The following is a 25,607-nucleotide window of genomic DNA, read 5'->3' as shown; positions in this document are numbered from 1 at the left end:
TATTATAGTAGTAAGCAAAATATGAAGGAGGAATTATTCATGAGCGACAACAAAGGCTTTTCTGATAAATTAAAAGGTGCTGTCAACAAAGGAAAAGGCGAGCTGAAAGATCAAATCGGCAATGCCACCAACGATCCAAACAAACAAAGTGAAGGCAAAATGGATAAAGCCAAAGGGAATATCCAAGACAAGATCGGCGACTTCAAAAACAAAGGAAATAAATAATCCAAAACCCGGTTTCTCTGAACCGGGTTTTTTTCTTGCATTTATAATGTTTTCAAAAGTTAAAGAATTCGTTTATACTGTAGACTCGCGTGTAAATGTTATTTATGAAGGAGCTTGTCATGGAAAAGAAGGCGCTTACAAAAATGGATATTCTCACTTTAGGGCTGATGCTTTTCGCATTGTTCTTGGGCGCAGGAAATCTCATCTTCCCCCCTTATTTAGGGCAACTTGCCGGCGATCAAATAGCTATCGCCATAACTGGATTTTTGTTGACCGGAGTTGGCCTCCCGTTATTGGGCATTCTGGCAATCGCAAAAGCAGGCGGCGACCTTCAGTCCATTGCTGGGCGTGTCCACCCCGTATTCGGCATCGTATTTACATTGATTGTTTATTTGGCTATTGGCCCTTTCTTTGGAATTCCGCGTACCGCCACCGTCGCTTTCGAAATTGGGACAGCGCCTTTTTTGCCAGCAAACTTTGCTGAATCTTTTTGGTCTTTATCCATTTTCACAGTAATTTTCTTCACCATTACGGTTTTGTTTGCGATGAATCCAACAAAATTAGTTGATAGAATCGGTAAATTATTAACGCCATTGCTAATAGGGGTTATTGGATTGCTGGCTATCAAAAGTTTTCTGACGCCAATGGGCCCTATAAATTCGCCTGTTGGAAATTATGATACTGAAGCATTTTTTGAAAGTTTTCTGCAAGGCTACCTTACAATGGATGCCATTGCCGCTTTGGTCTTCGGGATTGTCATTATTCAATCCGTCCGAAGCAAAGGTATTACTGATACAAGAACCATTTTAAAAGTGACCGCTTATGCCGGTTTTATTGCTGCCATTGGTTTGTCTGCCGTTTACTTATCGTTAAGCTACATCGGAGCTACCAGCGTGGAGGCTATCGGCCTTCAAGATAACGGGGGCATCATTATTGCAATGGCTTCTCGTCTCCTGTATGGAGAGCTTGGGGGGGTTATCCTGTCTGTGGCAATTACTTTCGCCTGCTTGACAACCTCCATCGGGCTGGTATCCGCCACTGCCCAATTCTTTTTCAAAATTTTCCCGAAGGTTTCTTACATCACGTATGTTCTGTTTTTGGCGCTCTTTTCCGCAGTAATTGCGAATGTAGGCTTAACCCAATTGATCGCCATCTCTCTCCCTGTATTGTTGGCTATTTATCCTGTGGCGATAGTTCTAGTCATATTGTCATTTTTTGATCGAGTGTTCTACCGAAAACCGTTCGTCTATATGATGGCCCTCTCAGTAACTGCTGTCGTCAGTATTTTTGACGCCCTCCGCTCAGCTGGTATAGCCTTTGAACAGGTCGATGCGATTTTAAGCAACTTGCTGTTTTTTGAACAAGGAATCGGCTGGGTCGTTCCGGCTGTTGCCGGGACTGTCATAGGAATCGCAATTGCGCGATTGGCACACAAAAACAATTAAAGGAGCCTTCCCGCTTATGGGAATGGCTCCTTTGAGTTTAAAATAGTCTCTGCGTTGGCGGAGGTGTATTGTCTCGATTCTTTTTTTCTCTTTCATCATAAGAATCCCGGGATTCCCTGCCCTTATCAGAGTCATCTCTTTGCTCATCATTCAATAGATGCTCTTCTTCTGAATCGCGTCCAAACGGTGCAGGGCCCAAATTCGGATCTACGCCAGGCGAAGATTCATCCTGCCGGCGATTAACTCCAGCTTCACGCAATAGATTATCTTTACCTTCTTTTGTTTGAAGGCCCGGTTCATGATCTAATTCCTTTTCACGAACAGCTCCTTCATCTTTGTTCAATCCAGCTGTCGGATGAATTTCGTCTCCTTTGAGACGGGAGTCTTGAAGACGATCGCTTTTACCGGCGCGGGCATGTTGATCTTCTCTGGAAACTTCTCGTACATATATCTCATCAGAGTTCTCGTGCCTTTCATCGTTGCGGCGAACAGCCTTGTCTCCGGATGTTTGTCCGGAACTTCCCTCCAAATCCATCGGAGCATTCGAATCATCTAAAGAAGAAAAGTGTTCATCTTCCGGTGACGCCGATTCTCCGTCCGTATATAGAAGAACGGCACCTTTTTCGATTTCACGTTCATAATCATCTGCTCTTTCTTTATTCAAATTAAACCGATCCAACTCTTTTCTAACAATGTCTTTTCCGCTTATAAAAGATTTAAAACGATTCGAGAAAGAATTGGCCTGCTCTGCATGAACACCTTCACTTTCAGCAGTTTCCACCATTTTTCTATCATTGGCCAATAAATGAATATCTCCTTGATGATAGCCTTTTGCTTTTAGTGACTGTATCGCTGTTTCCATTTCTGATCTGCTGTAGACAATTTCAAATTCACGATTTCCTGATCTCATTTCGTAAAACCTCCTGTGTACTGTATTACTTTTGTTTACCCTTTCATAGGGACTGCTAAAACCTGCAGAACAGACAATATACTTCCGGAAATTGGCAGCATTGACTTAAACAAAAAAACCTTGCTGAGCGTTCAGCAAGGTTTTACTTATACTTTTTGTTGCTTTGGCTGTGCTTTTCCGCTTCACTGGAACCGCCTCTTGCCTTTTCAACTTCAGGGTCCTTCTGAGTAGTAAATGAATTATGTTTTTCATCCTGAATTATCGTTGGATCCTGCATAAATGTTTCTCCGCGGGCAAAGCGATCTTCCTGCTCATCAAAATTATTATCAACCGAATTGATGAATTGCTTTCTTTCGAAATCGTTCGGATTTTCCTGCGCTATACCTGCTTCATTACTCGAAATTTCATCAAGTATGGTTTTATCATCGTCATCCTTATAAAGTAGAATTCCACCTTTTGCAAGATCAGCTGTGTAGCGTTCTGTTTCTGCCTCTGAAAGATCCAGTGATTTAACCCCTTCCCGGACACCACTATCCCCAGAAATGAATCCTTTGAATTTGTCTGCAAATGTGTCGACTTCTTTTTTATCAACTGCATAGCCATCAAATTGCGTAATGTCTTTTGCCATAATATGAAGATCCTGCTCCTTATAGCCCGCAAGTTTCAACTTTTCAATTTTCTTTAACAAGTCGGTCTCTGAAAAGACCACTGCCAGTATTGTTTTGTCTGAACCCATATGAAAACCTCCGTAAATTTTATGGAATAGTATATCCTTTCTTTACCCATCATTGCAGCATCAATAACCTGTATTACTAATTGGTTAATAAAAAACAGAATTTATAAATATTTGGATCCATTATGTGAACCGCTGCTAATAAAGAACCAGGTTTTATTACAGAACAATTCAATCATTATGAAAAAGCCATTTTTCCTCTAATTAAACAGAAATCAAGATAATATACCTACAAAAATGGCTATATGGCAAATTTTTTAATTCAACATTTACCGTAGTAGGCATATTTTACCTTTTTTATCTTTTTTATAAAATCTAAAATAAAAAAGCAGTTTATTTCGAAAATTGATGCTATCATGAATTAAAAGGCGTTGGCACAAAGTAAAATATGAGATGTGGAGGCGGCAATTATCGTACTTGGCGATCTATTTTCTTCTTACTTTTCGGAAGATCCGACAAAGGCAGAAAACAACTCTCCTACATGGATGACAGAGGTACTGCCCTTGCAAAAGGAAAGGAGAGCAGTAATGGACACGGGAATGCGTTTAAAATACCATCGTTTAAAAAAGAAAATCAGCGTGGAAGATATAGCCGCTGGCATACTGTCTCCCAGAGAACTGAAAAAAATCGAAAACGGCACTAAAGATCCGGCATTGAAAGATCTGGAAGCAGTATGCAAGAAATTGGCTATACCTTTAGCTCCTAAAGATAATCCAATCGGGAAAGTACTCGTAAAGAATTTTAAGAATTCGTTATTGCATCCGCAGAACAAAGCGAAAATAATGGAGCAGTATGCAGACATACAAGATCATCCATTATTACACGCTGATGAAGATGTAGAGCTGGAATACTCTATTCAACAGATTAGATACTTTATCATTACTGGGGATTTGGACAGCGCTGAAGAAAAGATCAAGGAAGTGGAGCGGTTCAGGGAATTTATGAATCAGGAACAGTTTTATCTGTTTCATAAATACAAAGGTAACTACAATTACATCCTGAATGATTTCGAGACAGCCTTGAAAACCTATCTTGTCGCTGAAAAAATAGCACCCCATACCATTTCGGCGTCAGAGCTTGGTGATCTTTATTACTCAATTGGAATTTCCAGCACTAAATGCAGAGAAACAGAAATGGCGTACAAGTATTCTGAGATGGCGCTGAAAATCTATCAACAGGAATTTATCCCCAAGCGCATCGTAGAGTGTCATTTAAACATCGCAATATCCCATCAACAATTCGGCAACTTCAGAATGTCTATGGAGCATTATAAAAATGCTTTGACAATCGGGAATAAATTGGAAATAGATATCCTGCGTTTTACTACGGAGTACAATATAGGGTATGCTTACTTTTTATTTCAGAATTATGAATTTGCAATTACTCATACTGAAAATTCACTAAATTATATTCACCCTGAATACCCTGCCGATATTTTAATAAGTTATTGTGTTTTGATAAAATGCAATTATGAACTTGGAAATCATGAAATAGCCAAGGATTGGTTAAAAAAGGGAATGAATATAGTAGAAAATAAAAAAATAAGTATTCATTCACCAACAAATAAAGCTTTTAAAGAAGCATATATTGAATTCATTTGTTTAGATCACTTAGTTAACGATAATTATGCTGAATTTGAAAACTTTGTTCTTAATAAGTTAACCCCAAGCTTGGAAGCTACAGAGAACTTTTTTGAAATGGGTTATTTTTTAGGACACTTAGGTGATATCTACTATAAACAAGGAAAATACAAAGAATCTGCGGAAATCATGAATAAAGCAAGAAAAGCATACAAAAATATTACTATATTATTCTAGGGAGTGAAATTAATGAAAAAAGGTATGACTATATTATTTTTTTCAGTTCTTGTATTTAGTACTCTAACATTCGGCAACTCTACAGAAACTGAAATTGCTGCACAAGCCCGTGTTCCTGAACCTTGGTCGGTCGGCACCGAAGTTGCTGCACAAGCCCGCGTTCCTGAGCCTTGGTCGGTCCGCACTGAAGTTGCTGCACAAGCCCGCGTTCCTGAGCCTTGGTCGGTCCGCACCGAAGTTGCTGCACAAGCCCGCGTTCCTGAACCTTGGTCGGTCCGCACTGAAGTTGCTGCACAAGCCCGCGTTCCTGAACCTTGGTCGGTCCGCACTGAAGTTGCTGCACAAGCCCGCGTTCCTGAACCTTGGTCTGTAAAAAGCCAACAAGCTTAATACATTAACTCATGATGGGTTGCCGCTTATGTCATAAAGCGGTAGCTTTTTTACTTTCCTGACCTTATGAATGGAGGGGTTTCTATGAATAGGCAAATCACTGGCACCTTACCTGCCGGCTACCAAGTTACACGTTCGTTTGACATGGCTAAGGACAAGCAATTAAACATGGTGATTCAATTCTCTTTCCTATTCATAACCGGTGTTTTGATCGGTTTTGCATTGTGGGTTGGCTTGCCATTGTCAACGGACTTGAACCCTTTTTCGTCATTTTTAGTGACTGTTTTATTGGTTTTGATTTACATGGCCTTGCACGAACTTACTCACGCCCTCTTCATAAAGATCTTTTCGGGCAGTCTTCCTTCCTTTCGGATTCGCTTCCCGTTTCTTTCCGTCGGCAGTGAAGCAGTCTTTAAACGAAGCAATTTTATAGTAATCGCATTAGCTCCTGTATTGTTATGGGGGGCATTGCTCATTATCCTGTTGTTTATCATTCCTGAACGCTCTTTTCTCAGCATTTTTATAGTAGTGATTGTAAACTTTGCTGGGTCAGGAGGCGACTATGTGCAAGCCTATATTGCCTTCAATTCGCCAGCCTATACTTTGTTTCAGGACAATGGCAAAGAAACTACGCTGTTTGTACCAGCAGAAAACGAAAAAGATCCAGGGAGCAACTAATCCCTGGATCTTTTTCTGTATTTAATTGTGTTTTCAACTTTATTGGTTTTGTTTTTTATCCACTAAGCATTCCTCAACAAAACGTTTAAAGAGATTCATGGAAGCGTCGTCCCCTTGAAGGGCGAATTCTTCCGGATGCCATTGAATACCCATCGCAAATTGGTGATTCTTACTTTCCAACGCTTCAACCAGTCCGTCTGCCGCATAAGCTGCTATGGTCAATTGGTCTGAGACGTCTTTAACCCCCTGATGGTGGAAAGAGTTTACATTGAATTTTTTCTCTTTCATGATATCGTACAACAGGCTTTCATCTTCTAAAGTCACAGAATGGGTACGGTGAGTACGCATTGCCATTTGCTTATGCTGATGCAGATCCCCTTCAAACTGAGATTCTAAATCCTGATAGTTGGTGCCGCCTAACGAGATATTGAACATCTGCAATCCGCGGCACATTCCGATGAATGGTTTATCAAGCTCAAGAAACTTTAAAATCAATTCCTTTTCGTATTCATCACTCCCTGGATATACAGCTCCCAGGCGTAAATGTGGCTCTTCACCGTAAAGCGTAGGATTGATATCCCCTCCACCTGTTACAATCAGTCCATCTAAACGCTCACACAACAATGGAATATCCTCTTTATCTACAATCGGGACAATTAATGGTAATCCACCCGCCTGAAGAATTGCTCTGCCATATACAGGATCCAGCGAGTATGTCTGATCTTCTTCTACACGTGCTGTTATGCCGATAACCGGCTTATCTTTAACTGTCATTTAATTTCCTCTTTTCCATTTCATTATAATTGGCCATTATCTTATATACCCGCTGCCGATAAACTAATAAACATTTTGGTTGTATAGCATTATCCTGCAGTTCTATGGCTTATAGTGTTTTCGCTTTGTGTATTCCTCTTGCTGTTATTCAGTCCATATCTTAATATCAATTAAAAAACCCCTTTTGCAAGGGGGGGTTGAATCAGCATCCACCAGTTTTTTCTCCTGGGGAATCAAAGCGGAAACGGCTTAAATCAATTCGGTCTTCCTGGTCCACTTCCACACCTTCAGCCAGCAGCAATCTTCTCTGGTAAGATCGGGATTCTTCATCCAAAAGGGCAATTTTCCCCTGAACGTTGACAACTCGATGCCAGGGCAAGCCATACTTTGCACTCATGCTGTGAAGTATTCTCGTTACTTGCCTGGCTGCACGGGGACTTCCGGCAGTTGCCGCCACTTGGCCATAAGTCATAATTTTGCCAGGGGGAATTTGCTTTATAATCTTCAACGCTTCTTCGGTAAAAGTCTGCATCTGCTTCATCCATTCCAAAAAAATCTAATTTATGCTTTCCGCTTCTGATTCTTTACTTCCGCCAATAATCTGCCGGTCTTATACTCTTCAAGAAGTTCCTGCGCAAACTCATATAATGGCAGCTTTCCTGTATCTGCCGCAAGGCCGCCACTTTCAGCGTGTACACATTTATAATATTCTACCATCCGGCCAATCAATTCTTCAAATCCTTGAAGCGACTGCTCATCTTCATGCTGTAACGGACGTGATAAATCAATGCCTTTCGCTTCATTTAAATAGAGAAATTTCATTTGATCCATAGTATCGACTGCCTGATCAAACAGTTGCTGGTTCTTATCCAATCGATAAAAACTTCTCCAAAAAATAAAAATCTCCTTAGCAACCCCTAGTTTTTTTGCTCCGAGGGAAGCATTTAACCCTTCCACCACACAAATTTCGTACATGATTTTTCTTAATGACTTTTTATATTCCCTTTCTACCACACCTTTATATTGCATGTATCTCATTATTATGCCTCCTCGGAATAAGCTTGATTTTTATGCTCTTTTACTAGCTGGGTCAAATGTTTCTATATCTTCGTATGATATCTTCATCTTCACAAGACACCATATTGTGATAGGTTTGCAAATCATGAATTTTCTGGCCGATAGAGAAAACAGCAGGTTTACAATTGGCAATCCCCTTCTTTATCTGCCTGTCCTTGTTTTGTTCTCCCTGGAAGTCTCCACCTAAATGGAAAAACGCATAATAGTTTTCTTCTCCCCATTCAGCGACTTTCAACAGGAGTGTCCGCATTGTACTTTCGCTTTCCAATTCAGACAAACTGCCCTCAAGATGGTAGTAAATCGTATCACCCATTGCGAGAACATAGCATGCAGAAACCAGTTTGTTTTCTTGATATGCCCCGAATAAATGTAAGTTAGATCCCATGGAACTGATTAATGTTTCAAAATAATCATTGGTGAAAAAATAATAGCTGTCCGCTTCTTCTCGTCTTCTTGCGGCGGAGTAATACAACACCAGAAACTCGAACATATGACGTACCGTGCCAAGTTTTTTAACTACCAGTTCCGAATCTTCTTCATTCAACAACTGCTTTTTTTTCTTGGAAGCGAAATAATCTTTTAATGTGATTGTAAAAGTTTCATACAATGGAGAAAGTTTCAGGTGATCTTTGAAAAGTGGGGCATTTTCTTTCAAAGGATGAAAACGTATATATTCAGCAATAATTTTTTCATTCTGACAATACTCAACAAAAGCTTCTCTAAAATTGGCAGCCAGATTTGTGTGATTTTTGCCCGATTTTAATATAGGGCCTCCATAACCGAATGGAGTCGTAACATCAAAATAAGGGGTGTCTTCATCGTTTATCCGCCTCTTAATGAAAGGATAAGCAACTTCTCCGTCCTCATCCTTATAATAGAAAAGCAAAGCTTCTCCAGGATCCAACTTCAGAGCACTTAAAAAATATTGGCTGGTATAGTAAATATCTGATATTTGTAAAATATCAAGAATCCTTTGCCAACGACTATGCTCTTGTATCGATATTAGCTCGTACATGCTTTCCACCCCTGCTTCACCTAGAAATCACTTAAATACTGTCTGCAATTGATTTTCTTTTTTTCTTGTATTCCTATTTTTTGCATTGGCGGCGGTTTTAACTGCGCTTATACCGATTGCTGTGAAAATGCTGAGAAGAAAACCGGAAACCGCTGCTGTAATCAGAGCCAACACCAAGCCATTTCTGTTGGAATCTCCGCTTCCATCTTGTGGCGATGCCTGCGAAATAATAGTGACATTGTCCGCTTTCAATGAGTTTCTTACTTCATTCTGAAAGGTGAATGCCAATGTATCGGCAATTTCAATTGACTGATGATTGCCTTCAGAAGAAACGGTGACCGTTAAAACCGGTGAATTGCTGGTATAACTTACGCCCACTTGCTCTTGAAGATCGCTGATGGAACTTTTCAATTCCAGATTTTTTCGCACCAACTCCAATACTTCAGGACTTCTGATAAAGGCTGCATATGCCTCCATGGTTTGTGAATCTATCCGCTTGCCTTCTACTGCCTGGTGCTGGGTTGTAGATGCTGATTCTTCAATAAGCAATTGGCTGGATACCTGATACTCAGGATCGGCAACAAAAACAAAAATTAACCATACTGCCACCATCAAAAGAAGGCCGAATCCAATTGCAATGCGGATTTGATTTTTCAATTTCATCAATAAGGGCAATATAATTTTCTTATCATTCACTCGGACTCTCCTCCTTCGTTTGAAAACAGCTGGGATTTTTGCTATTATTTCTAAAAATTCAGATTATTATAGTTCATTTATATCATACATTAATGGTTCAATCCACACTTTTAAGGATTTTTTTAAAATTAATCACTAAAAATATAAGTATTTAGACTATCTACATAAATTACTTTATTTACAAACACTAATTAGTAGGTATTTAAAACTAACAAACCTCTTTTTTTCTACAGGGTCTTAAGACTTAATTTTTTCAGGGCAATTATTCTTACTGACGTATTTGGTATCTGCTGGAAAAATCCTCCTACTTTAATCTCTTTTTATCAATAATTTTTCAAGCCAAACTCCCTTTTTTCCATTAAAAAAAGCATCTCTCATTTTACTGAGAGATGCCTTCCTCGTTAATCTTTCCACAAACCGATGATGCCGTTCCTGCGGTATATAATCTGCTTTGATTCGAGTATCTTTAATACTTTGGTTAAAGTTTGATGGGAAATAGTAATATCTGTTGTAATTTCTTTGATTGTTTTGAAGAGAACACCTTCTGAAGAAGCATTCTTCAGAAAATACTTCATAAACTTTTCACCGATCTCTGCTGTTTTTTCAGTCTCTGACGAAAAATATTCACGGCATTCGTTTAAAATTTTTTCTTCTGAAAAAACCTTTGTGCTATTATGCACTCGATTTTCCATTACCATCATCTAACCACCTCCAAAAATTGTAACCCTCTACAACGTACTTACTCTTTCTATACCCTTTCTTGTTAAAAATATACACACATTTTCAATTAATACTGATAATTCCAACTTTAAATATCTTTTACCATTATAAGGATGCATCAAGGTACATAACACTAAATGTCCAAGTTGTAGCTTAAATTTTCTGCACACAATAAAAAACAGGAAAAGAATAAATTCTTTTCCTGTTTGGTATAGCGACAAAATGCAACCCTATTTTATCTATTCATCGCGTCTTCAATAAAATCCTTTAGCACATGAATACCGGCAACACAATCATTCAGAGACGACCATTCTTTCGGATTATGGCTGATGCCGTCCTTGCTTCTGACAAAGAGCATAGCCACCGGAATAAACCGCCCGAGGTTCATGGCATCGTGGCCCGCTCCACTCGGAATATGAACAGGGTTAATTCCAAATTTCTCCAACGAAGCGGCCAACCGCTCCTGAAGATCTTCGGCAATCGGCACCGGCTGAATGCGTGTGTTCAACTGAATGTTCAACTGAATATCATTTTTCGCCGCAATCTTTTCTGCCTGGTGGATCAATTGATCGATAAGGCGATCTCTCGGTTCTTCGTTTATGTCCCGAATATCGACAAGCATTTTCACTTTTTCAGGAATGACATTCGCTCCATTTGGAAAAACGTCTAACTTTCCGACCGTTGCTACCGCGGTATCACTGACCGCTTTTGGAAATTCAGGAATTGAGTGGATAAATTCCGCTGCTGTCACCAAAGAGTCTTTTCGTCCAACCATAGGGGTGTTCCCAGCATGCCCCGCCTCCCCGACAAACTCCACTTCGAGCCAGGCTGGACCTGCAATGCCATTGACGATCCCTACCGGCTGATCCGCTTTTTCCAACTTTTTTCCTTGTTCAATATGGACTTCCACAAATAATTCCAATTCACCTAAATCCCGTTTAGCCGCTCTGAAAGCATCCAATGTACTTCCGTAGTGAGCCAATACCTGCTCCAGGGTTTCTCCGTTATAGTCCCTGAGTTGCGCCATCTCCTGCTCAGTGATGGCACCTGTCATCGCCTGGCTGCCTGTCAGCCCACTATTGAAGCGGGATCCTTCCTCATCAGAAAAAACGATGACTTCATATGGTTTTTTAGGAATATAGCCGGTTTGTTTCCATGATTCCACAACTTCCAAAGCAGACAAGACTCCTAGAGGGCCGTCAAAGTTCCCGCCATTTGGAACGCTGTCCACATGGGAGCCGGATGCTATCGCCGTTCCCTTAGTTTTGCCTTCCAGCCGCGCCGTGATATTGCCGGCCCCGTCTTCGTTCACCGCTAACCCTGCCTCGGCCATCCATTTTTTCACGAGTGCTTTCGCCGCTTTTTCTTCATCCGAAAATCCTGGCCGTTTTACGCCTCCGACCTGTACAAATCCGATTTGGGACAATTCATAAAGCCTTTTTGCAATCCGCTCTCCATTGATGCCTGAATGGTCGAGCGCAGTATCATAGTCTTTCATTAACTCTTCGTATAAAAGGTTATCATTATTCACTGGTATGATTTCCTCCTTTTTTTTGATTAGGCTTCACAGCATCACTGCTTGGTCAAAAATGACCAGGCATATTGCGCGTAAAGTTCTGCACCTGTCGCCATTGCATCTTCATCAATATTGAATTTGCCGTGATGATGTGCCCATTCGGTATCTTTTTCGGGATTCCCGCTGCCCACCAGTGCAAAACTGCCGGGAACTTCGTCCAAGTAAAACGAAAAATCTTCTCCGCCCATTGTCGGTTTTTCATCGTAAATGGAATCTTCACCGAATGCTTCGCTGGCTACCTGCTGGACCAATTGTGCACTTTCTGTTCCGTTGATGACCGCCTGCGTCCCTCGTATATACTCGACTTCAGCAGAACCTCCATATATGGCAGCAGTGTTGTCAGCATAGACCTGAAGCTGTTTTTCAATATGGTCCCGGGTGGCCGGATCAAAGCATCTTACCGTGCCTTCAATCTCCGCATTTTCAGCAATGATATTAAACCGGGTTCCTACGACCATCTTTCCGACAGTCACAACCGCCGCCTGCTGGGGATCGATGGTACGCGACACGATAGACTGCAAATTCATGACGAATGAAGAAGCGATGATGGCTGCATCGATGCAGGCTTGCGGAATTGCTCCGTGTCCGCCTTGCCCTTTGAAATGCACTTTGAAAATATCTGCCGAAGCAAATGAAGCACCCGGGTTGCAGGCAACTGTATTCGACGGGCTTTGAGACCAGATATGGATGCCAAACACATCATCAACACCAGCCACTGCTCCTTGTTCGACCATTGCTTTCGCACCGGTCGCCACTTCTTCTGCAGGTTGGAAAATAAACCGGACATTTCCTGGAATCTCATCTTTTACACTGGCCAAAGCTTTAGCTGCAGCCAAAAGCATGGATGTATGCGCATCGTGTCCACAGGCATGCATTTTTCCAAGCTCTCTCGATTTGTACGGCAGATCCACGTTCAATTCTTCCACAGACAAAGCGTCCATATCAGCACGCAATGCGACGGTCTTTCCTTTTTTTCCGCCTTTCAGCTCTCCAATGACACCCGTCGGTTCTGTCTTACGCACTTCAATGCCAAGTTCCGTTAAGTAATCATAGACAAATTGGGAGGTGCGAAACTCCTCCCATGATAATTCCGGCTCGCTGTGAAGCTGGCGGCGGATCTCAATCATTTCTTCGTTGTTCTCTTTGATGGCGTTTTTTATGGTTTGGTTAATCACGTTGAATTTCCTCCAATTCTATAGGAAGCCGACAAATATGCCTGCCAATATGACGGAAACGATCGTCACGGTGATGAATCCTGCAACCAGCATCGGCGGCAGCATATGGCTCGTCAGCACTTCACGTTCTTCTTCGTCTTTCGTCAGCGAATTGATGACTTCCACAGTGATGATATAGTCGGCCGGGAAACCGTAGAGGGCTGTCAAGGAAACCGCAAATGCCATTTCCTTGCTGACTTTAAGCAGTTTTCCGATGATGAACGAGAAGATATACATGCCTGCAACACCAATGACGATACAGCCGATAAGCGGGTAGAGGATTTCCAGCATCATGCTCGGAGTGGCATTTTTCAAGCCATCGAATATATAAAGCAGGAGCCCCATGATCGCAAATCCGAATCCGTTCGCTTTTTGCAGCGGGTGGCGCTCAAGGAAACCGATGCTGCGTCCGATGACACCGAATAGCAGACATAGCACAAACGGGCTGATTTCCACGATTGGAGCTGCAAGGACCGATGTCAGATACGCCAGGTAACCGACCAATGCCAGACGGAAAAATTTGAAGAAATCGGTATTGTATTTATCCGGCATGTTGGCAAACATGCGCGGTTCTTTTACGGCTTTTCCTGACTTCCCTTTTTGTTCGCCAGGCAATTGCTTCGCAGTCAATTCATTGTTTCTGTATTTGGCCAAGAGATTTTGGCCTTCTTTTTTCAGCATGATCGAAGTCAGCGGATAGCCTGCAAATCCTTGGACCACATAAATGACAATCGCAAACACAGCCAGAGTCGGGAGTCCTGCAGCAGCTGCGCCTTCTGACATGATCAAGGCTGAAACCAATCCGCCAACCAACGGCGGAATCGCAACCACTACCGTTTCAAAATCGAATAGCAGAATCCCGATACTGAATAATGCAGCAATGATCCCTAAAATTCCAGATATGGCAATTAGGATCGTTTTCCATTGATTTTTTAATTCTTCCAGTGACAAAAGCGTTCCCATGTTGGTAATCAATAAATAAATGAGCATTACTGCTACTGCAGGTGGAATACCTGCGATTGCGACAATCTCAGGAGGAAAGAACGTCCAGTATCCCAGTAGGAACAGAACTCCACTGATAAATATCGAAGGAATCCACGCTTTGGTGCGGGTTGAAACTGCTTCACCAATAAATAATACTAAAATCAAAATCGTCAATGCCAACATTTGAGCCATTTCCTTGCCCTCCTTTTTCCTGATTGCTGATAAACTATCGAAACCAAAGCTTTACAAAGATAATTTTTTTAATGTTGCAATAGTATCACACAATCGGAGGCTAATAAATAGAATAAAACGACTATTTTGAAATAATATTAAATTGAATTCCCATTCATATTTCATGAAAACGATTCCAATGCCTATATATTGCATATCAATCTATCATTCTTGAAAAATGACGATTTTGCGGACAGCTGATCCTGTAACTCCCCTAAACGTTTACTCTTCATCCATTAGAGGTATTTATTAGGAGGAGCAAAATCAAAAGGAGGATTCAGACAAATGAATGGAAGACATTATATTAATGGCGAGTGGATTGATACAGGTGATGGAAAAATAGAAGTGATGAACCCGGCAACAGGAGAAATCGTAGGTTCAGTGCCCAACGGCGGTGAAAAGGAAGCTACAGCAGCAGTCGAGGCCGCTGCCGCCGCTTTTCCCGAATGGTCGAAGACGACAGCTTATCATCGTGCTGAACTTCTGATGAAATGGCATGATCTATTGCTTGAGCACAAAGAAGAGATCGGTGAAATTTTGACAAAGGAAATGGGAAAACCTTTGGCTGAAGCTATCGGTGAAGTGGAATATTCGGCTTCATTCGTCTCCTGGTTTGCCGAAGAAGGCAAACGCGTATATGGCCGCACAATTCCGGCCAGCAAAGAAGGCAAACGGATTCAGGTCAACAAACAGCCCGTCGGCGTTGTCGTATCCATTACACCGTGGAATTTCCCGGCAGCGATGATGGCCAGAAAAATGGCCCCTGCCCTTGCTGCGGGCTGTACATTTGTAGCCAAACCGGCAAAAATGACGCCGTTGACTGCAGTTAAAATGTATGAACTTGCCATTGAGGCCGGATTCCCTAAAGGCGTCATCAACCTGGTGACCGGCAGTGCCAGTAAAATCGGCAAGGTTTTCACCAGCCATCCCGATGTCCGCAAGCTGACGTTTACAGGATCCACTGAAATTGGCAAGGAATTGATGAAACAAGCTTCGGAAACCATGTTGAATCTGTCACTTGAACTCGGAGGCCATGCCCCCATCATCGTTTTGGAGGATGCCGATATGGACCTGGCAATTGAAGGGGTCATGGCATCGAAGTTCCGCAATGCCGGGCAGACCTGTGTCTGCGGAAACCGTATTTACGTCCAGCAAAGCATTGTTGAGGAATTTTCTCAGAAACTTCAGCAGGCTGCAGGCAACCTGAAAGTCGGCAACGGACTGGATGAAGGTGTTCAAATCGGACCATTGGTGGATAAAGACGGCTATGAAAAAGTTGAAAAGCACGTCAGCGACGCCGTGGAAAAAGGAGCCAAAGTATTGGTCGGCGGAGACGGCCATTCAGAAAACAATGCTTATTTCTTTAATCCGACGGTTTTGGTCAATGCCACTTCCGACATGCTGGTCATGAATGAGGAGACGTTTGGCCCTGTCGCACCGATCATGTCCTTTGAAACGGATGAAGAAGCGGTCAAATTGGCAAACGATACGCGTTTTGGCCTGGCAGCCTATTTCTTCACTGAAAGCATGTCCCGCGGCACTTACCTTTCCGAAAACCTGGATTACGGAATTGTCGGCTGGAATGACGGAGCCCCTTCTACAGCGCAGGCTCCTTTCGGCGGAATGAAAGAAAGCGGTGTAGGCCGCGAAGGCGGACAGGAAGGCTTAGAGGCATTTTTGGAAACCAAATATATTTCTATAAAAGTCTAAGGCACGTATTAGTGATTCAAAACGAAAAAGAAGCGATCCGGAATTGTCCGGACCGCTTCTTTTTTTCTTTTATACAACTGTTTCACCTGTTTTAATTCCTTGGGATGAGGGTTTTGTGACAATGCATTCATAAAGCGGGAACTTCTCCGCCAATTGGGCAGCCACTCTTTTTTCCTGGCCTTTTTTTACTGCGATAAATAGAGACGGCCCTGCTCCGCTGATGGCCGAACCAAAAACGCCTAACTCACGGCAATTTTGCTGGATAGCATCAAAATCAGGAAATCTGTCTTTGCGGTACGGTTCATGAAAAACATCTTTTTGCATCATCCGTCCTGCTGTATCCCAGTCTCCTCTTGCTAAAGCGGCTGACATCGCATTTCCGGCAGCACTGCCCCGTGTAGCCGTTTTATGGGATAAGGTTTCGGGCAGCAGGTTACGCGATTCAGCTGTCAGAAATTCAGTAGGAGGAACCAGAATGACCACACCGATTTCCACTTCAGGAACATGGACGATCTCCAGCTCTTCTTCATCGAAATAAGAAATGGTCAGGCCGCCAAGAAGCGATGCGGAAATATTATCGGGATGGCCTTCCATTTCCGTGCCGATTCTCAACTTCTCTTTCATCGGCAATTTTAATCCGATCAACCGATCCGCAATCTCAATGCCTGCAGCAATTGCTGATGCACTGCTGCCAAGCCCTCTGCTTAACGGAATTTCCGTGTCCACCACCAATTTGGCACTTGGCAATGAATGTCCATATTTATCCGCAACTGCCTGTGCAGTGGCAACAATCAGATTGTCGGCGCCGCTCGCAATCTGCTGATAGCCTTGATCTTTGTATTCGACCAGCCATTCAGTAGCCGGTGACACGTGGACGAACATATGAAGGTCCAATGCCAGTCCGATCGAATCAAATCCCGGACCCAGATTGGCTGTGGAAGCAGGAACGGTCACTGAAAATTCTTTCCAGCTCATATCTTCACTCCTTTTTTAAGATCCTCCCAAAAACGTTCCATGTCTTCCGGAACAAGAAGTGCTTTGTGCTGGTTAACCGAAATTGCCGTTTCAGGATCTTTCAGCCCGTTTCCTGTCAGAACTGCAACCACTTTCGACCCTTTTGGCAATAAGCCATTCTCCACCTGTTTTTTGATGCCCGCAATGGATGCGCACGATGCCGGTTCAGCGAATATGCCTTCTGTTGAAGCCAATAGCTTATAGGCTTCCAGAATTTCTTCGTCTGTCGCCGCTAAAATGGTCCCGTTCGATTGGTCTAACGCATCAAGAGCCAACTGCCAGCTTGCCGGGTTGCCGATGCGGATGGCGGTAGCCACCGTTTCTGGATTTTCCACGACTTTATTGTTGACGATGGGTGCTGCTCCAGCTGCTTGTACGCCTAAAAGTGTCGGGCGTTTTTCGCCTGTACGCTCTGCATATTCGGTAAAGCCTTTCCAGGATGCTGAAATGTTACCGGCATTTCCGACTGGCAATGCGAAGATATCCGGCACTTGGCCTAATTGGTCAATCACTTCAAAAGCGATGGTTTTTTGCCCTTCCAGACGGTAGGGGTTGACGGAATTGACAAGTGCGATGCCTGCTTCCTGGCCAACTTCACGCACCATCTGCAACGCTTCATCGAAATTCCCTTTGATTTCAAGAATTTCCGCTCCGTACATTTTGGCTTGTGCCAGTTTTCCAAGGGCGATGCGCCCTTCTGGAATGACGACGATGGTGCGCATACCCGCTCTTGCACCATACGCAGCTGCAGAAGCGGATGTATTGCCGGTTGAAGCACAAATCAATACAGTTTTTCCTTCTTCTTTCGCTTTAGCGACAGCCATCACCATGCCGCGGTCTTTAAATGAACCGGTCGGATTTGCCCCTTCCAGTTTTACATAAAGGTCAATTCCCCATTCTTTCGATAATTTTTCCAAATGCACCAAAGGCGTATTGCCCTCCTGCAAGGTCAGTGAAGGGGTATTTTCTGTAACAGGCAGCCATTCTTTATGTTCTTCAATCAATCCTTGCCATCTCATGCTGTTTCCTCTCCTTCTATGCGGTAATGGCTGATAACGCTCGCCGTTTCTTCAATATCTTTCAATACATCCAAATGCTGTTGCCGTGAAATCCGGTGAGTCAGCAGTACCAATTCAGCTTTGCCATCGTCCGTTGCCGGAGACTGCATGACCGATTGGATGCTGGCGCCGTGCTTGCTGTAGACCGAAGTCATTTTCGACAAGACGCCGACTTCATCATTCACCAACAGACGGTGGCAATATTTTGCAAACCGTTTCGATTCAGGCTTTATCACACGTTCGTGCTGTGCAGCGTGTGCGCGTTTGCCGTTGACGCCAAGCTGCAGGTTGCGGCAGGCAGCAATAATGTCTGAAACCACTGAAGTTGCGGTCGGCAAAGAGCCAGCTCCCGGACCATACAACATCGTTTCACCTACAGCATCACCGTAAATATAGACTGCGTTGAATTCATTGTTCACAGAGGCCAGTGGATGCGAGTTTGCCAGGAAGATCGGTTCTACGGAAACTTCGATTCCGTCATCATCTTTTGTTGAAGAACCGACCATTTTCATGGTATAACCAAACTTATTCGCAAGCTCCAAATCGCCATCACGGATTTCCTTCATGCCTCTGACAAGTACGTCATCAAGATGAACCTCGGTCGAGAATGCCAGTGAAGACAGGATGACCATCTTCCGGGCCGCATCGATTCCATCAACATCCGCTGATGGATCTGCTTCGGCATAGCCCAGTGCAGTCGCTTCGGCCAACGCGTCCTCATAGCTCATATTTTCTTTTTTCATTTTTGTCAGGATAAAGTTTGTCGTGCCATTGACGATCCCCATCAAACTGGAGATTCGGTCTGATGCCAGGCCATCTTCCAAGGTGCGGATGATCGGCACCCCGCCGGCGACACTTGCTTCATAGAAAAGGTCACATTTTTCAGCATCCGCCAATTTCAATAATTCGTGGCCATATTCCGCCATGACGTCCTTGTTGGCGGTAACGACTTGCTTGCCGGCTTTGAGCGCTTTTTCGATGGCTGATTTTGCACCGTCGATGCCGCCCATCACTTCTACAATGATATCGAGAGAAGAATCATTCAAAATTTCTTCTATATCCGTCGTGAAAACACTCGGATCTAAACTGGAAAGCCGGTCTTTTTTTGCATCTCTGACCAGTACTTTCCGGATTGAAACTTGGGCACCTAATTTATGATGCAAATCCTGCTGATGCTGCTGGATGATTTTAGCAACTCCGCTGCCCACCGTTCCAAGGCCTAATAATCCGATTGAAATTTCATTTTTCATTGACGATTCCTCCCATGGTGTGTACACTGTGAAAAAACAGCTGTTTTTGTCATAGGGACATTATAGTATTATATCTTAGTTAAAACAACCCTTTTACAGACTATTAAAAAAGATGGGACTTGATTGGATGAAAGTTAGCAAATTTGGCGGTACTTCAGTAGCTAGTGCACAACAGATAAAAAAAGTGGCCGCAATCGTTAGAGCAGAGCCTTCCCGCAGGATTGTCGTCGTCTCTGCTCCGGGCAAGAGATTCGATGGTGACGTAAAAGTGACCGATTTGCTGATCCAATTGTCGGCAGCAGCACTTCGTGATGAACCGACTGATGCCGCTCTTGCCAAAGTCGTGGGAAGATATTCGGAAATTGCTGATGAATTAGGGCTGGGCAATGACATCAAAAGAGTTATCGAAAGTGACCTCCTGAACCGCCTTCAATCAGATAAAAGTTCTCCCCCTCTTTTTGCGGACTCAATCAAAGCAAGCGGTGAAGACAACTCCGCAAAATTGATTGCTGCCTACCTGACATCCATCGGCCTTGCTGCCGATTACGTCAATCCGTTTGATGCCGGTTTGTTTGTAAATGGATTGCCGGAGCGCGCCCAGGCACTTCCCGAAGCTTACGAACGTTTGGCAGATCTGCAAAATAAAAAAACCATCACCGTCTTCCCCGGATTTTTCGGTTATACAAAAGAAGGCGTGCTGCGGACATTCGAACGCGGGGGATCAGATATTACCGGGTCGATTTTGGCAGCTGCAGTTAAAGCCGAGCTGTATGAAAACTTTACCGATGTTGACTGTGTGTTTGCGGCCAATCCGCGCGTCGTCGACAACCCGGTTGAAATCGAACAGATGACTTACCGTGAAATGCGCGAGCTTTCGTACGCCGGATTTGCTGTGTTGCATGACGAAGCCCTTATGCCTGTCTTTAAAGCGGCTGTTCCTCTATGCATCCGCAATACCAATAATCCAGCAGCACCCGGTACAATGATTGTTGCAGAACGCGACCATTCGCTGCGTCCGGTAACCGGCATCTCAGCAGACAGCGGCTTCTCGACATTGTATGTCAGTAAATACCTGATGAACCGTGAAATCGGTTTTGGACGCAAACTGCTGCAAATACTGGAAGACGAAGAAATCTCCTATGAACATATTCCATCCGGCATCGATAACCTGTCTGTCATTTTGCGCAGCCACCAATTGACTGCTGAAAAAGAGCAGCGCATCGTTGACCGGGTAAAATCGGAGCTGCATGCTGACGATGTCCATATCCGCAGTGATTTCTCGATGATCGTTTTAGTTGGAGAAGGCATGAATAATACAAAAGGCCTTACTGCCCGTGCAGCAAATGCATTTGCCAGAACCGGCGTCAATATCGAAATGATCAACCAGGGATCTTCTGAAGTCAGTCTGGTGTTCGGCATCCTGAAAGAGGATGAACAAAAGATATTGAATGAATTATACAAAGAGTTTTTTGAACCCGCAATGGTCCATTAATCAGCAATCACCCATCTTTGACTCTTGAGCTTACGGGCTCAAGAGTTTTTTATTTGTTTCTATACAATTATCTGAAAATTGTGATATTATGGAATTATTCTGAAAGGGGGAAAATTGATGACTGGTATTATCAAGCCGAATCCAAAGCTGTATGTAATGGATAATGGCACATTAAGCATGGATAAGAACTACATGATTTCAATGCACAACCCGGCAAGTGTACAGAATCCAAATCCACCGAGTGAGATGGTGACGTTTCCGGTCTATACGGTATTGATCGACCATCCCGAGGGCAAGATCCTGTTCGACACGGCCTGCAACCCCAATTCGATGGGGGCAGAAGGCCGCTGGGGAAAAGTGACGCAATCCCTGTTTCCGATTGACATGCCGGAAGAGTGCTATTTGCATCATCGTTTGGAAGAATTGAAGGTTCGTCCGGAAGATATCAAATATGTGGTTGCTTCTCATCTGCATTTGGACCATGCTGGCTGTCTCGAACTGTTCACCAATGCGACCATCATCGTCCACGAAGATGAACTGAACGGGGCCTTGCAGACATATGCCCGGAATATGAAGGAAGGCGCCTATATCTGGGGGGATATTGATGCCTGGATCAAGAACAACCTGCAATGGCAGACCGTCAAACGGACTGAAGATGGCCTGCAGCTTGCCGAAGGCATCAAAATCCTGAATTTCGGAAGCGGCCATGCTTGGGGAATGCTTGGGCTGCAAATTGAACTTCCTGAAACAGGGGGGATCATCCTTGCTTCCGACGCCATTTACACAGCAGAAAGCTATGGCCCTCCAATCAAACCGCCTGGCATTCTGTATGATTCTGTCGGCTATACTTCGGCCGTCGAAAAAATCCGCAGAATTTCAAAAGAGACCAATTCAGATGTCTGGTTCGGCCATGATGCCAATCAGTTCAAGACTTTCCGCAAATCGACGGAAGGCTATTATGAATAACTGGCAAAACACATGATTAGGTTCGATAAATCAATCTTTAACATGCAAAAGCCCTTCGCCAGGCACTGGCAAAGGGCTTTTATCTGTTTTAAGTCCACTTTTCAATAACCGGCCCGTGATCGCCATAGACAGGATCCATTTTCGGCAACGGCGTGTTTTGGATATCCTCCAGCACATACGGACGTTCGCCTGGCTCGCCGGTCTTCAGGTTATAGGCGACCCCGCCAGGATAGGCACCTACTATCTCAAAGTCATTACTGGCCTCCAGCTTTTTATGCCCCGTCCCTGCCGGCAGCAGCACCACATCCCCTGCCGTCACCGCTAAGGCCACGCCTTGTTCGCCGCCAATCTGTAAAGTGGCAGAGCCGCTGCGGACCCCCAACACTTCGTGCGTGTTGCTGTGATAATGATGATACTCGAAAACACTGCCGGTCCAGCTGTTTGTCCAATCGTTGCTGTTGAATACCATTTCAATTTTATTCGGGTCTTCTTGGAAGGCAGCCGGATATACAACCACTTCAAGTGAAGGGTTATTCGGAATTGCTCCATCATCTTCAAATCGATAAAATTGCGGATCTTCCATACCGTTCAGCTCCTTTTCGTTTAAAGAACTTTACCCGGATCTGGATGGATTAATCGCCGATCCCTTGAATCAATCCAGGGTATTGATGAATTTCTCCAATCGATCCATGCCTTCTTCAAGTACAGCCATGCTGTATGCATAGGAAATCCGCACAAAGCCTTCCCCGTATTTCGTAAATGCAGAGCCAGGCACTGCAGCCACGCCCCCTTCTTTCAATAAACGCGCAGCGAATTGGAAAGAAGTCATGCCGAATTTCTCGATGGACGGAAAGATATAAAATGCGCCTTTCGGCAAAACCACGTCAATGCCCATCGCGGTCAAACGGCCATAGACAAAATCCCTGCGCTGAATATATTCTTTATTCATTTCAGCAGGTATATGGCGCTGGTTCTTCACCGCTTCAAGTGCAGCGAATTGGCTGGGCACTGAAGCGCAGATGGCGTTGTACTGGTGGACTTTCAAGACATGCTTCATGTACATTTCCGGACCCAGCACAAAGCCGATTCTCCAGCCGGTCATCGAATGTGATTTCGACAGGCCATGGACCAAAAATGTCCGGTGTTTCAATTTTTCAAAACGGGCAAAAGTGGAATGCTTTTCGCCGTATGAATTTTCACTGTAGATTTCATCCGTGACAATAAAAACCTCATGCTTCTCCAGAACGGCAGCTATCTTCTCAAGCTGGGCAGACTCCAACGTGACGCCTGTCGGATTGGATGGGAAATTCATCAAAACCGCTTTGGTCCGCTCGGTGATCAAGCTTTCCAGACGCTGTGGATCGGGTTGAAATCCTGTATCTGAAGTATCCAGATAAACCACTTTTCCTCCACACAGTTTAATGATGGGCTCATATCCCGGGTAAGCAGGCGCAGGCAGGATGACTTCATCGCCTTCTTCCAGAATCGCGCGGAAAAGTGAATCCAATCCTTCGCTTGCGCCATTGGTGACGATGATTTCTGTTTTGGGATCGAATTCCAGTTCATACGTATCCCGGAAAAAGGAGGCAATTTCCGATCGCAGCTGGAGTGAGCCCGCGTTATGTGTATAAGTGGTTTGATCGTTTCGGATTGCTTCGATACCGGCTTGTTTGACCGCTTCCGGCGTGGGGAAATCCGGCTGTCCGATGGTGAGGTTGATGGCTTCCGGGTAATCGATCAATTGATTTGAAAACTGGCGGATGCCGGAAATTTGAATCGATTCGATCCGGCTGTTGATTGAAATGCTCATGAATGACAACCTTTCTCTACTTATAAATCTTCGTTATTCATAAAGTCCCGGCAGCCATAAAGATAAGGCAGGGATGAAAGTGATGATCAGCAGACAAACGACCATCGAGAACAGGAATGGCAGGACGGCATAGGCGATGCGCTCAAAGCGCACCCCTCCCACGCTCGAAGCCACAAACAGATTGACTCCTAGCGGCGGCGTTACAAATCCGATTGCCAGGTTGGCCACAAGGATAACACCGAAATGAACCGGATCCACCCCCACGGTCACCACGATTGGCAGAAGAATCGGCGTCAGGACGACCAATGCAGAAATGGTATCAATGAACATTCCCACTACCAGCAACAGTAAGTTGATGGCCAGCAGAATCACCAGAGGATTGCTCGACAAAGCCGTCAAATAATCCGAGATTTCACCAGGAATCTGTTCAATGGTCATAAAGTACGCAAATGATACCGATAAGCCGATGATGATCATGGTGGTGGCGTTGATGACAATTGCCTGCCTGAAGCTTTCATACAGCCCTTTCCAGGATAATTCTTTATAAACGAATTTGCCGATAATTATAGCATACACGACTGCCACTACGGCTGCTTCAGTTGGCGAAAAGATGCCGCCATAGATCCCACCGAGGATAATGACCGGGATCAGCAAAGCCCATTTCGCATCCCAGAAAGTTTTCAGGACGTCCTTGAATACAATAGACGTCGCTTCGCCCGGCTCCGGTTTGTAGCCGCGCTTTTTGGAAATCAGGTAGGCTGTAAGAAGAAGGCCACCGCCAATGATGAATCCTGGAATGATGCCTGCCAGGAACATGCTGCCGACTGAAACCCCTCCGATAACGCCATACAGGACAAACGGAATACTCGGTGGAATGATAACGCCGATAGATCCGGCAGAAGCCGCAACGGCTGACGCAAAGCCCCCGTCATAATTGCGCGCAATCATCGCTGGAATCATAAAACCGCCGATTGCCGCTACCGTTGCAGGGCCCGAACCTGAAATCGCAGCAAAAAACATACAGGCGACAATGGTCACCATACCCAAGCCGCCGGTCATCCAGCCGACTAAAGCTGCAGCAAATGCCAGCAATCGCTTCGAAACGCCGCCTTTGCCCATCAGAATTCCAGCCAGCATGAAGAAGGGAATCGCCAGCAATGGAAAGGAATCCAGCGAGGTGAATGCTTTTTGAGTGATAATACTCAGCGGCAGGGTCGTGCCGAAATAGATGGCGGTCAGGGCGGAGACACCCAAGGCGATGGCAATCGGTACGCCAATCAGTAGACAGATGAATAAAGTGCCGAATAACAGAGCGATTGTCATACCGGAAGATCCCCTCCTTTATGCATCTCGTAATCGCCTTTCCAAATTTTGAACAATTGCTGGATCAGCCGGATGCACATCCCAATGCCGCCCAATGGGATCGCCAAGAACGGAATCCACATCGGCAGCTGCATCGCGGGCGTGACCTGGCCATTGGCAATACTGCTCAATACTAGGTCTGTTCCAAAGTAAGCCAGGAATACAGCCATCCCGAACCAAATTGCCAAAGTAACCGTTTCCAGAATTTTCCTCGGCAATCCTTTAAACCGGGTGATAAAGGCTTCAACTCGTATATGCTCCCGCAATTTAACGGCATAGCTCGCCCCTATCCATACCTGAAAAATATGGATATAGCGGGCCATCTCTTCTGTCCAGCTGGGCGCATTGGAAAAAACATAGCGTCCAACGACCTGGCCAAAAATCAATGCTACCATGGCCACTAATGTTAAAACCAAAAATGCTTCTTCCGCCTTCTCAAATTTCTTGATCATTGTCACAC

General features: G+C 44.2%; 26 protein-coding genes. 8 read left to right on the top strand and 18 right to left on the bottom strand.

Annotation, left to right across the window (positions count from 1 at the left end):
• Positions 1 to 39 precede the first annotated feature (39 nt).
• Both AC1MEO_RS18890 and brnQ read left to right on the top strand, forming a co-directional pair.
• The gene (locus tag AC1MEO_RS18890) at positions 40 to 225 is read left to right on the top strand and encodes a CsbD family protein (protein WP_480333400.1); all 186 of its coding nucleotides are present in this window, start codon (positions 40 to 42) and stop codon (positions 223 to 225) included.
• A 119-nt stretch (positions 226 to 344) separates the two neighbouring features.
• Positions 345 to 1,670 (top strand): branched-chain amino acid transport system II carrier protein, encoded by a 1,326-nt coding sequence (gene brnQ, locus AC1MEO_RS18885; protein WP_480333398.1) that lies wholly within the window; start codon positions 345 to 347, stop codon positions 1,668 to 1,670.
• Positions 1,671 to 1,707: 37 nt separating this feature from the next.
• Here the strand turns inward: brnQ and AC1MEO_RS18880 are convergent, their stop codons facing one another.
• On the bottom strand, positions 1,708 to 2,580 hold the full coding sequence (locus tag AC1MEO_RS18880) for a YflT domain-containing protein (protein ID WP_480333396.1): 873 nt from the start codon (positions 2,578 to 2,580) through the stop codon (positions 1,708 to 1,710).
• Positions 2,581 to 2,722: 142 nt separating this feature from the next.
• Positions 2,723 to 3,316, bottom strand: coding sequence for a general stress protein (locus AC1MEO_RS18875; RefSeq protein WP_480333394.1), 594 nt, complete (start codon positions 3,314 to 3,316; stop codon positions 2,723 to 2,725).
• 392 nt (positions 3,317 to 3,708) lie between these two features.
• Here AC1MEO_RS18875 and AC1MEO_RS18870 point away from each other — a divergent pair, with 392 nt between their 5' ends.
• The 3 genes from AC1MEO_RS18870 to AC1MEO_RS18860 all read left to right on the top strand — a co-directional run bounded on the left by AC1MEO_RS18870 (position 3,709) and on the right by AC1MEO_RS18860 (position 6,198).
• Positions 3,709 to 5,130: a helix-turn-helix domain-containing protein gene (locus tag AC1MEO_RS18870; protein ID WP_480333393.1), complete on the top strand. Its 1,422-nt coding sequence runs from the start codon at positions 3,709 to 3,711 to the stop codon at positions 5,128 to 5,130.
• A 12-nt stretch (positions 5,131 to 5,142) separates the two neighbouring features.
• Complete coding sequence (locus AC1MEO_RS18865; RefSeq protein WP_480333391.1) at positions 5,143 to 5,520, top strand: hypothetical protein; 378 nt, start codon at positions 5,143 to 5,145, stop codon at positions 5,518 to 5,520.
• Between the two features lie 84 nt (positions 5,521 to 5,604).
• Positions 5,605 to 6,198, top strand: coding sequence for a DUF3267 domain-containing protein (locus tag AC1MEO_RS18860; RefSeq protein WP_480333389.1), 594 nt, complete (start codon positions 5,605 to 5,607; stop codon positions 6,196 to 6,198).
• A 39-nt stretch (positions 6,199 to 6,237) separates the two neighbouring features.
• On the opposite strand, the gene AC1MEO_RS18855 is transcribed toward AC1MEO_RS18860, so the two are convergent.
• The 9 genes from AC1MEO_RS18855 to AC1MEO_RS18815 all read right to left on the bottom strand — a co-directional run bounded on the left by AC1MEO_RS18855 (position 6,238) and on the right by AC1MEO_RS18815 (position 14,446).
• Positions 6,238 to 6,972 (bottom strand): gamma-glutamyl-gamma-aminobutyrate hydrolase family protein, encoded by a 735-nt coding sequence (locus AC1MEO_RS18855; protein WP_480333387.1) that lies wholly within the window; start codon positions 6,970 to 6,972, stop codon positions 6,238 to 6,240.
• 202 nt (positions 6,973 to 7,174) lie between these two features.
• The gene (locus AC1MEO_RS18850; protein WP_480333385.1) at positions 7,175 to 7,504 is read right to left on the bottom strand and encodes an MGMT family protein; all 330 of its coding nucleotides are present in this window, start codon (positions 7,502 to 7,504) and stop codon (positions 7,175 to 7,177) included.
• 29 nt (positions 7,505 to 7,533) lie between these two features.
• Positions 7,534 to 8,010 carry a hypothetical protein gene (locus AC1MEO_RS18845; RefSeq protein WP_480333383.1) on the bottom strand — a complete coding sequence of 159 codons (477 nt, stop codon included), beginning with the start codon at positions 8,008 to 8,010 and terminating at the stop codon, positions 7,534 to 7,536.
• 52 nt (positions 8,011 to 8,062) lie between these two features.
• The gene (locus AC1MEO_RS18840; RefSeq protein WP_480333381.1) at positions 8,063 to 9,064 is read right to left on the bottom strand and encodes a GNAT family N-acetyltransferase; all 1,002 of its coding nucleotides are present in this window, start codon (positions 9,062 to 9,064) and stop codon (positions 8,063 to 8,065) included.
• 27 nt (positions 9,065 to 9,091) lie between these two features.
• Positions 9,092 to 9,760: a YveK family protein gene (locus AC1MEO_RS18835; protein ID WP_480333379.1), complete on the bottom strand. Its 669-nt coding sequence runs from the start codon at positions 9,758 to 9,760 to the stop codon at positions 9,092 to 9,094.
• A 401-nt stretch (positions 9,761 to 10,161) separates the two neighbouring features.
• Entirely contained in the window at positions 10,162 to 10,461 is a 300-nt protein-coding gene (locus AC1MEO_RS18830; protein ID WP_480333377.1) for a replication/maintenance protein RepL, read from the bottom strand.
• 254 nt (positions 10,462 to 10,715) lie between these two features.
• Positions 10,716 to 12,017: an allantoate amidohydrolase gene (locus AC1MEO_RS18825; protein WP_480336141.1), complete on the bottom strand. Its 1,302-nt coding sequence runs from the start codon at positions 12,015 to 12,017 to the stop codon at positions 10,716 to 10,718.
• 35 nt (positions 12,018 to 12,052) lie between these two features.
• Positions 12,053 to 13,228, bottom strand: coding sequence for an amidohydrolase (locus AC1MEO_RS18820; protein WP_480336140.1), 1,176 nt, complete (start codon positions 13,226 to 13,228; stop codon positions 12,053 to 12,055).
• Between the two features lie 21 nt (positions 13,229 to 13,249).
• Complete coding sequence (locus tag AC1MEO_RS18815) at positions 13,250 to 14,446, bottom strand: hypothetical protein (protein ID WP_480333375.1); 1,197 nt, start codon at positions 14,444 to 14,446, stop codon at positions 13,250 to 13,252.
• Between the two features lie 324 nt (positions 14,447 to 14,770).
• Between AC1MEO_RS18815 and AC1MEO_RS18810 the strand changes: the two genes are divergently transcribed.
• Positions 14,771 to 16,195: an NAD-dependent succinate-semialdehyde dehydrogenase gene (locus AC1MEO_RS18810; protein ID WP_480333373.1), complete on the top strand. Its 1,425-nt coding sequence runs from the start codon at positions 14,771 to 14,773 to the stop codon at positions 16,193 to 16,195.
• 69 nt (positions 16,196 to 16,264) lie between these two features.
• On the opposite strand, the gene thrB is transcribed toward AC1MEO_RS18810, so the two are convergent.
• Genes thrB through AC1MEO_RS18795 form a run of 3 tightly spaced genes read right to left on the bottom strand, consistent with a single transcriptional unit; the run spans position 16,265 to position 19,517 of the window.
• Complete coding sequence (gene thrB / locus AC1MEO_RS18805; protein ID WP_480333371.1) at positions 16,265 to 17,170, bottom strand: homoserine kinase; 906 nt, start codon at positions 17,168 to 17,170, stop codon at positions 16,265 to 16,267.
• Positions 17,167 to 18,228 carry a threonine synthase gene (gene thrC, locus AC1MEO_RS18800; RefSeq protein ID WP_480333369.1) on the bottom strand — a complete coding sequence of 354 codons (1,062 nt, stop codon included), beginning with the start codon at positions 18,226 to 18,228 and terminating at the stop codon, positions 17,167 to 17,169. The genes thrB and thrC overlap by 4 nt, the downstream gene beginning before the upstream one ends.
• Complete coding sequence (locus AC1MEO_RS18795; RefSeq protein WP_480333367.1) at positions 18,225 to 19,517, bottom strand: homoserine dehydrogenase; 1,293 nt, start codon at positions 19,515 to 19,517, stop codon at positions 18,225 to 18,227. The genes thrC and AC1MEO_RS18795 overlap by 4 nt, the downstream gene beginning before the upstream one ends.
• 127 nt (positions 19,518 to 19,644) lie before the next feature.
• Between AC1MEO_RS18795 and AC1MEO_RS18790 the strand changes: the two genes are divergently transcribed.
• On the top strand, positions 19,645 to 21,009 hold the full coding sequence (locus AC1MEO_RS18790; protein ID WP_480333365.1) for an aspartate kinase: 1,365 nt from the start codon (positions 19,645 to 19,647) through the stop codon (positions 21,007 to 21,009).
• A gap of 117 nt (positions 21,010 to 21,126) precedes the next feature.
• On the top strand, positions 21,127 to 21,975 hold the full coding sequence (gene ahlS, locus AC1MEO_RS18785) for an AhlS family quorum-quenching N-acyl homoserine lactonase (protein WP_480333362.1): 849 nt from the start codon (positions 21,127 to 21,129) through the stop codon (positions 21,973 to 21,975).
• Between the two features lie 88 nt (positions 21,976 to 22,063).
• On the opposite strand, the gene AC1MEO_RS18780 is transcribed toward ahlS, so the two are convergent.
• The 4 genes from AC1MEO_RS18780 to AC1MEO_RS18765 form a co-directional block, all read right to left on the bottom strand.
• Entirely contained in the window at positions 22,064 to 22,558 is a 495-nt protein-coding gene (locus AC1MEO_RS18780; RefSeq protein WP_480333360.1) for a cupin domain-containing protein, read from the bottom strand.
• A 69-nt stretch (positions 22,559 to 22,627) separates the two neighbouring features.
• Positions 22,628 to 23,785, bottom strand: coding sequence for an aminotransferase class I/II-fold pyridoxal phosphate-dependent enzyme (locus tag AC1MEO_RS18775; RefSeq protein WP_480333358.1), 1,158 nt, complete (start codon positions 23,783 to 23,785; stop codon positions 22,628 to 22,630).
• A 33-nt stretch (positions 23,786 to 23,818) separates the two neighbouring features.
• Positions 23,819 to 25,108: a TRAP transporter large permease gene (locus AC1MEO_RS18770; RefSeq protein WP_480333356.1), complete on the bottom strand. Its 1,290-nt coding sequence runs from the start codon at positions 25,106 to 25,108 to the stop codon at positions 23,819 to 23,821.
• Positions 25,105 to 25,599 carry a TRAP transporter small permease gene (locus AC1MEO_RS18765; protein WP_480333354.1) on the bottom strand — a complete coding sequence of 165 codons (495 nt, stop codon included), beginning with the start codon at positions 25,597 to 25,599 and terminating at the stop codon, positions 25,105 to 25,107. The genes AC1MEO_RS18770 and AC1MEO_RS18765 overlap by 4 nt, the downstream gene beginning before the upstream one ends.
• Positions 25,600 to 25,607: the final 8 nt, after the last annotated feature.

The organism is Planococcus sp. BI3, from assembly GCF_056680115.1.
This window is presented reverse-complemented; position numbering and strand designations above follow the sequence as displayed.

Excerpts from the sequence above, each read along its gene's own strand:
- AC1MEO_RS18890 (WP_480333400.1), top strand. The coding sequence starts at position 40 with ATGAGCGACAACAAAGGCTTTTCTGATAAATTAAAAGGTGCTGTCAAC.
- brnQ (WP_480333398.1), top strand. The coding sequence starts at position 345 with ATGGAAAAGAAGGCGCTTACAAAAATGGATATTCTCACTTTAGGGCTG.
- AC1MEO_RS18880 (WP_480333396.1), bottom strand. The coding sequence starts at position 2,580 with ATGAGATCAGGAAATCGTGAATTTGAAATTGTCTACAGCAGATCAGAA.
- AC1MEO_RS18875 (WP_480333394.1), bottom strand. The coding sequence starts at position 3,316 with ATGGGTTCAGACAAAACAATACTGGCAGTGGTCTTTTCAGAGACCGAC.
- AC1MEO_RS18865 (WP_480333391.1), top strand. The coding sequence starts at position 5,143 with ATGAAAAAAGGTATGACTATATTATTTTTTTCAGTTCTTGTATTTAGT.
- AC1MEO_RS18860 (WP_480333389.1), top strand. The coding sequence starts at position 5,605 with ATGAATAGGCAAATCACTGGCACCTTACCTGCCGGCTACCAAGTTACA.
- AC1MEO_RS18855 (WP_480333387.1), bottom strand. The coding sequence starts at position 6,972 with ATGACAGTTAAAGATAAGCCGGTTATCGGCATAACAGCACGTGTAGAA.
- AC1MEO_RS18850 (WP_480333385.1), bottom strand. The coding sequence starts at position 7,504 with ATGCAGACTTTTACCGAAGAAGCGTTGAAGATTATAAAGCAAATTCCC.
- AC1MEO_RS18845 (WP_480333383.1), bottom strand. The coding sequence starts at position 8,010 with ATGAGATACATGCAATATAAAGGTGTGGTAGAAAGGGAATATAAAAAG.
- AC1MEO_RS18840 (WP_480333381.1), bottom strand. The coding sequence starts at position 9,064 with ATGTACGAGCTAATATCGATACAAGAGCATAGTCGTTGGCAAAGGATT.
- AC1MEO_RS18830 (WP_480333377.1), bottom strand. The coding sequence starts at position 10,461 with ATGATGGTAATGGAAAATCGAGTGCATAATAGCACAAAGGTTTTTTCA.
- AC1MEO_RS18815 (WP_480333375.1), bottom strand. The coding sequence starts at position 14,446 with ATGGCTCAAATGTTGGCATTGACGATTTTGATTTTAGTATTATTTATT.
- AC1MEO_RS18810 (WP_480333373.1), top strand. The coding sequence starts at position 14,771 with ATGAATGGAAGACATTATATTAATGGCGAGTGGATTGATACAGGTGAT.
- thrB (WP_480333371.1), bottom strand. The coding sequence starts at position 17,170 with ATGAGCTGGAAAGAATTTTCAGTGACCGTTCCTGCTTCCACAGCCAAT.
- thrC (WP_480333369.1), bottom strand. The coding sequence starts at position 18,228 with ATGAGATGGCAAGGATTGATTGAAGAACATAAAGAATGGCTGCCTGTT.
- AC1MEO_RS18795 (WP_480333367.1), bottom strand. The coding sequence starts at position 19,517 with ATGAAAAATGAAATTTCAATCGGATTATTAGGCCTTGGAACGGTGGGC.
- AC1MEO_RS18790 (WP_480333365.1), top strand. The coding sequence starts at position 19,645 with ATGAAAGTTAGCAAATTTGGCGGTACTTCAGTAGCTAGTGCACAACAG.
- ahlS (WP_480333362.1), top strand. The coding sequence starts at position 21,127 with ATGACTGGTATTATCAAGCCGAATCCAAAGCTGTATGTAATGGATAAT.
- AC1MEO_RS18780 (WP_480333360.1), bottom strand. The coding sequence starts at position 22,558 with ATGGAAGATCCGCAATTTTATCGATTTGAAGATGATGGAGCAATTCCG.
- AC1MEO_RS18775 (WP_480333358.1), bottom strand. The coding sequence starts at position 23,785 with ATGAGCATTTCAATCAACAGCCGGATCGAATCGATTCAAATTTCCGGC.
- AC1MEO_RS18770 (WP_480333356.1), bottom strand. The coding sequence starts at position 25,108 with ATGACAATCGCTCTGTTATTCGGCACTTTATTCATCTGTCTACTGATT.
- AC1MEO_RS18765 (WP_480333354.1), bottom strand. The coding sequence starts at position 25,599 with ATGATCAAGAAATTTGAGAAGGCGGAAGAAGCATTTTTGGTTTTAACA.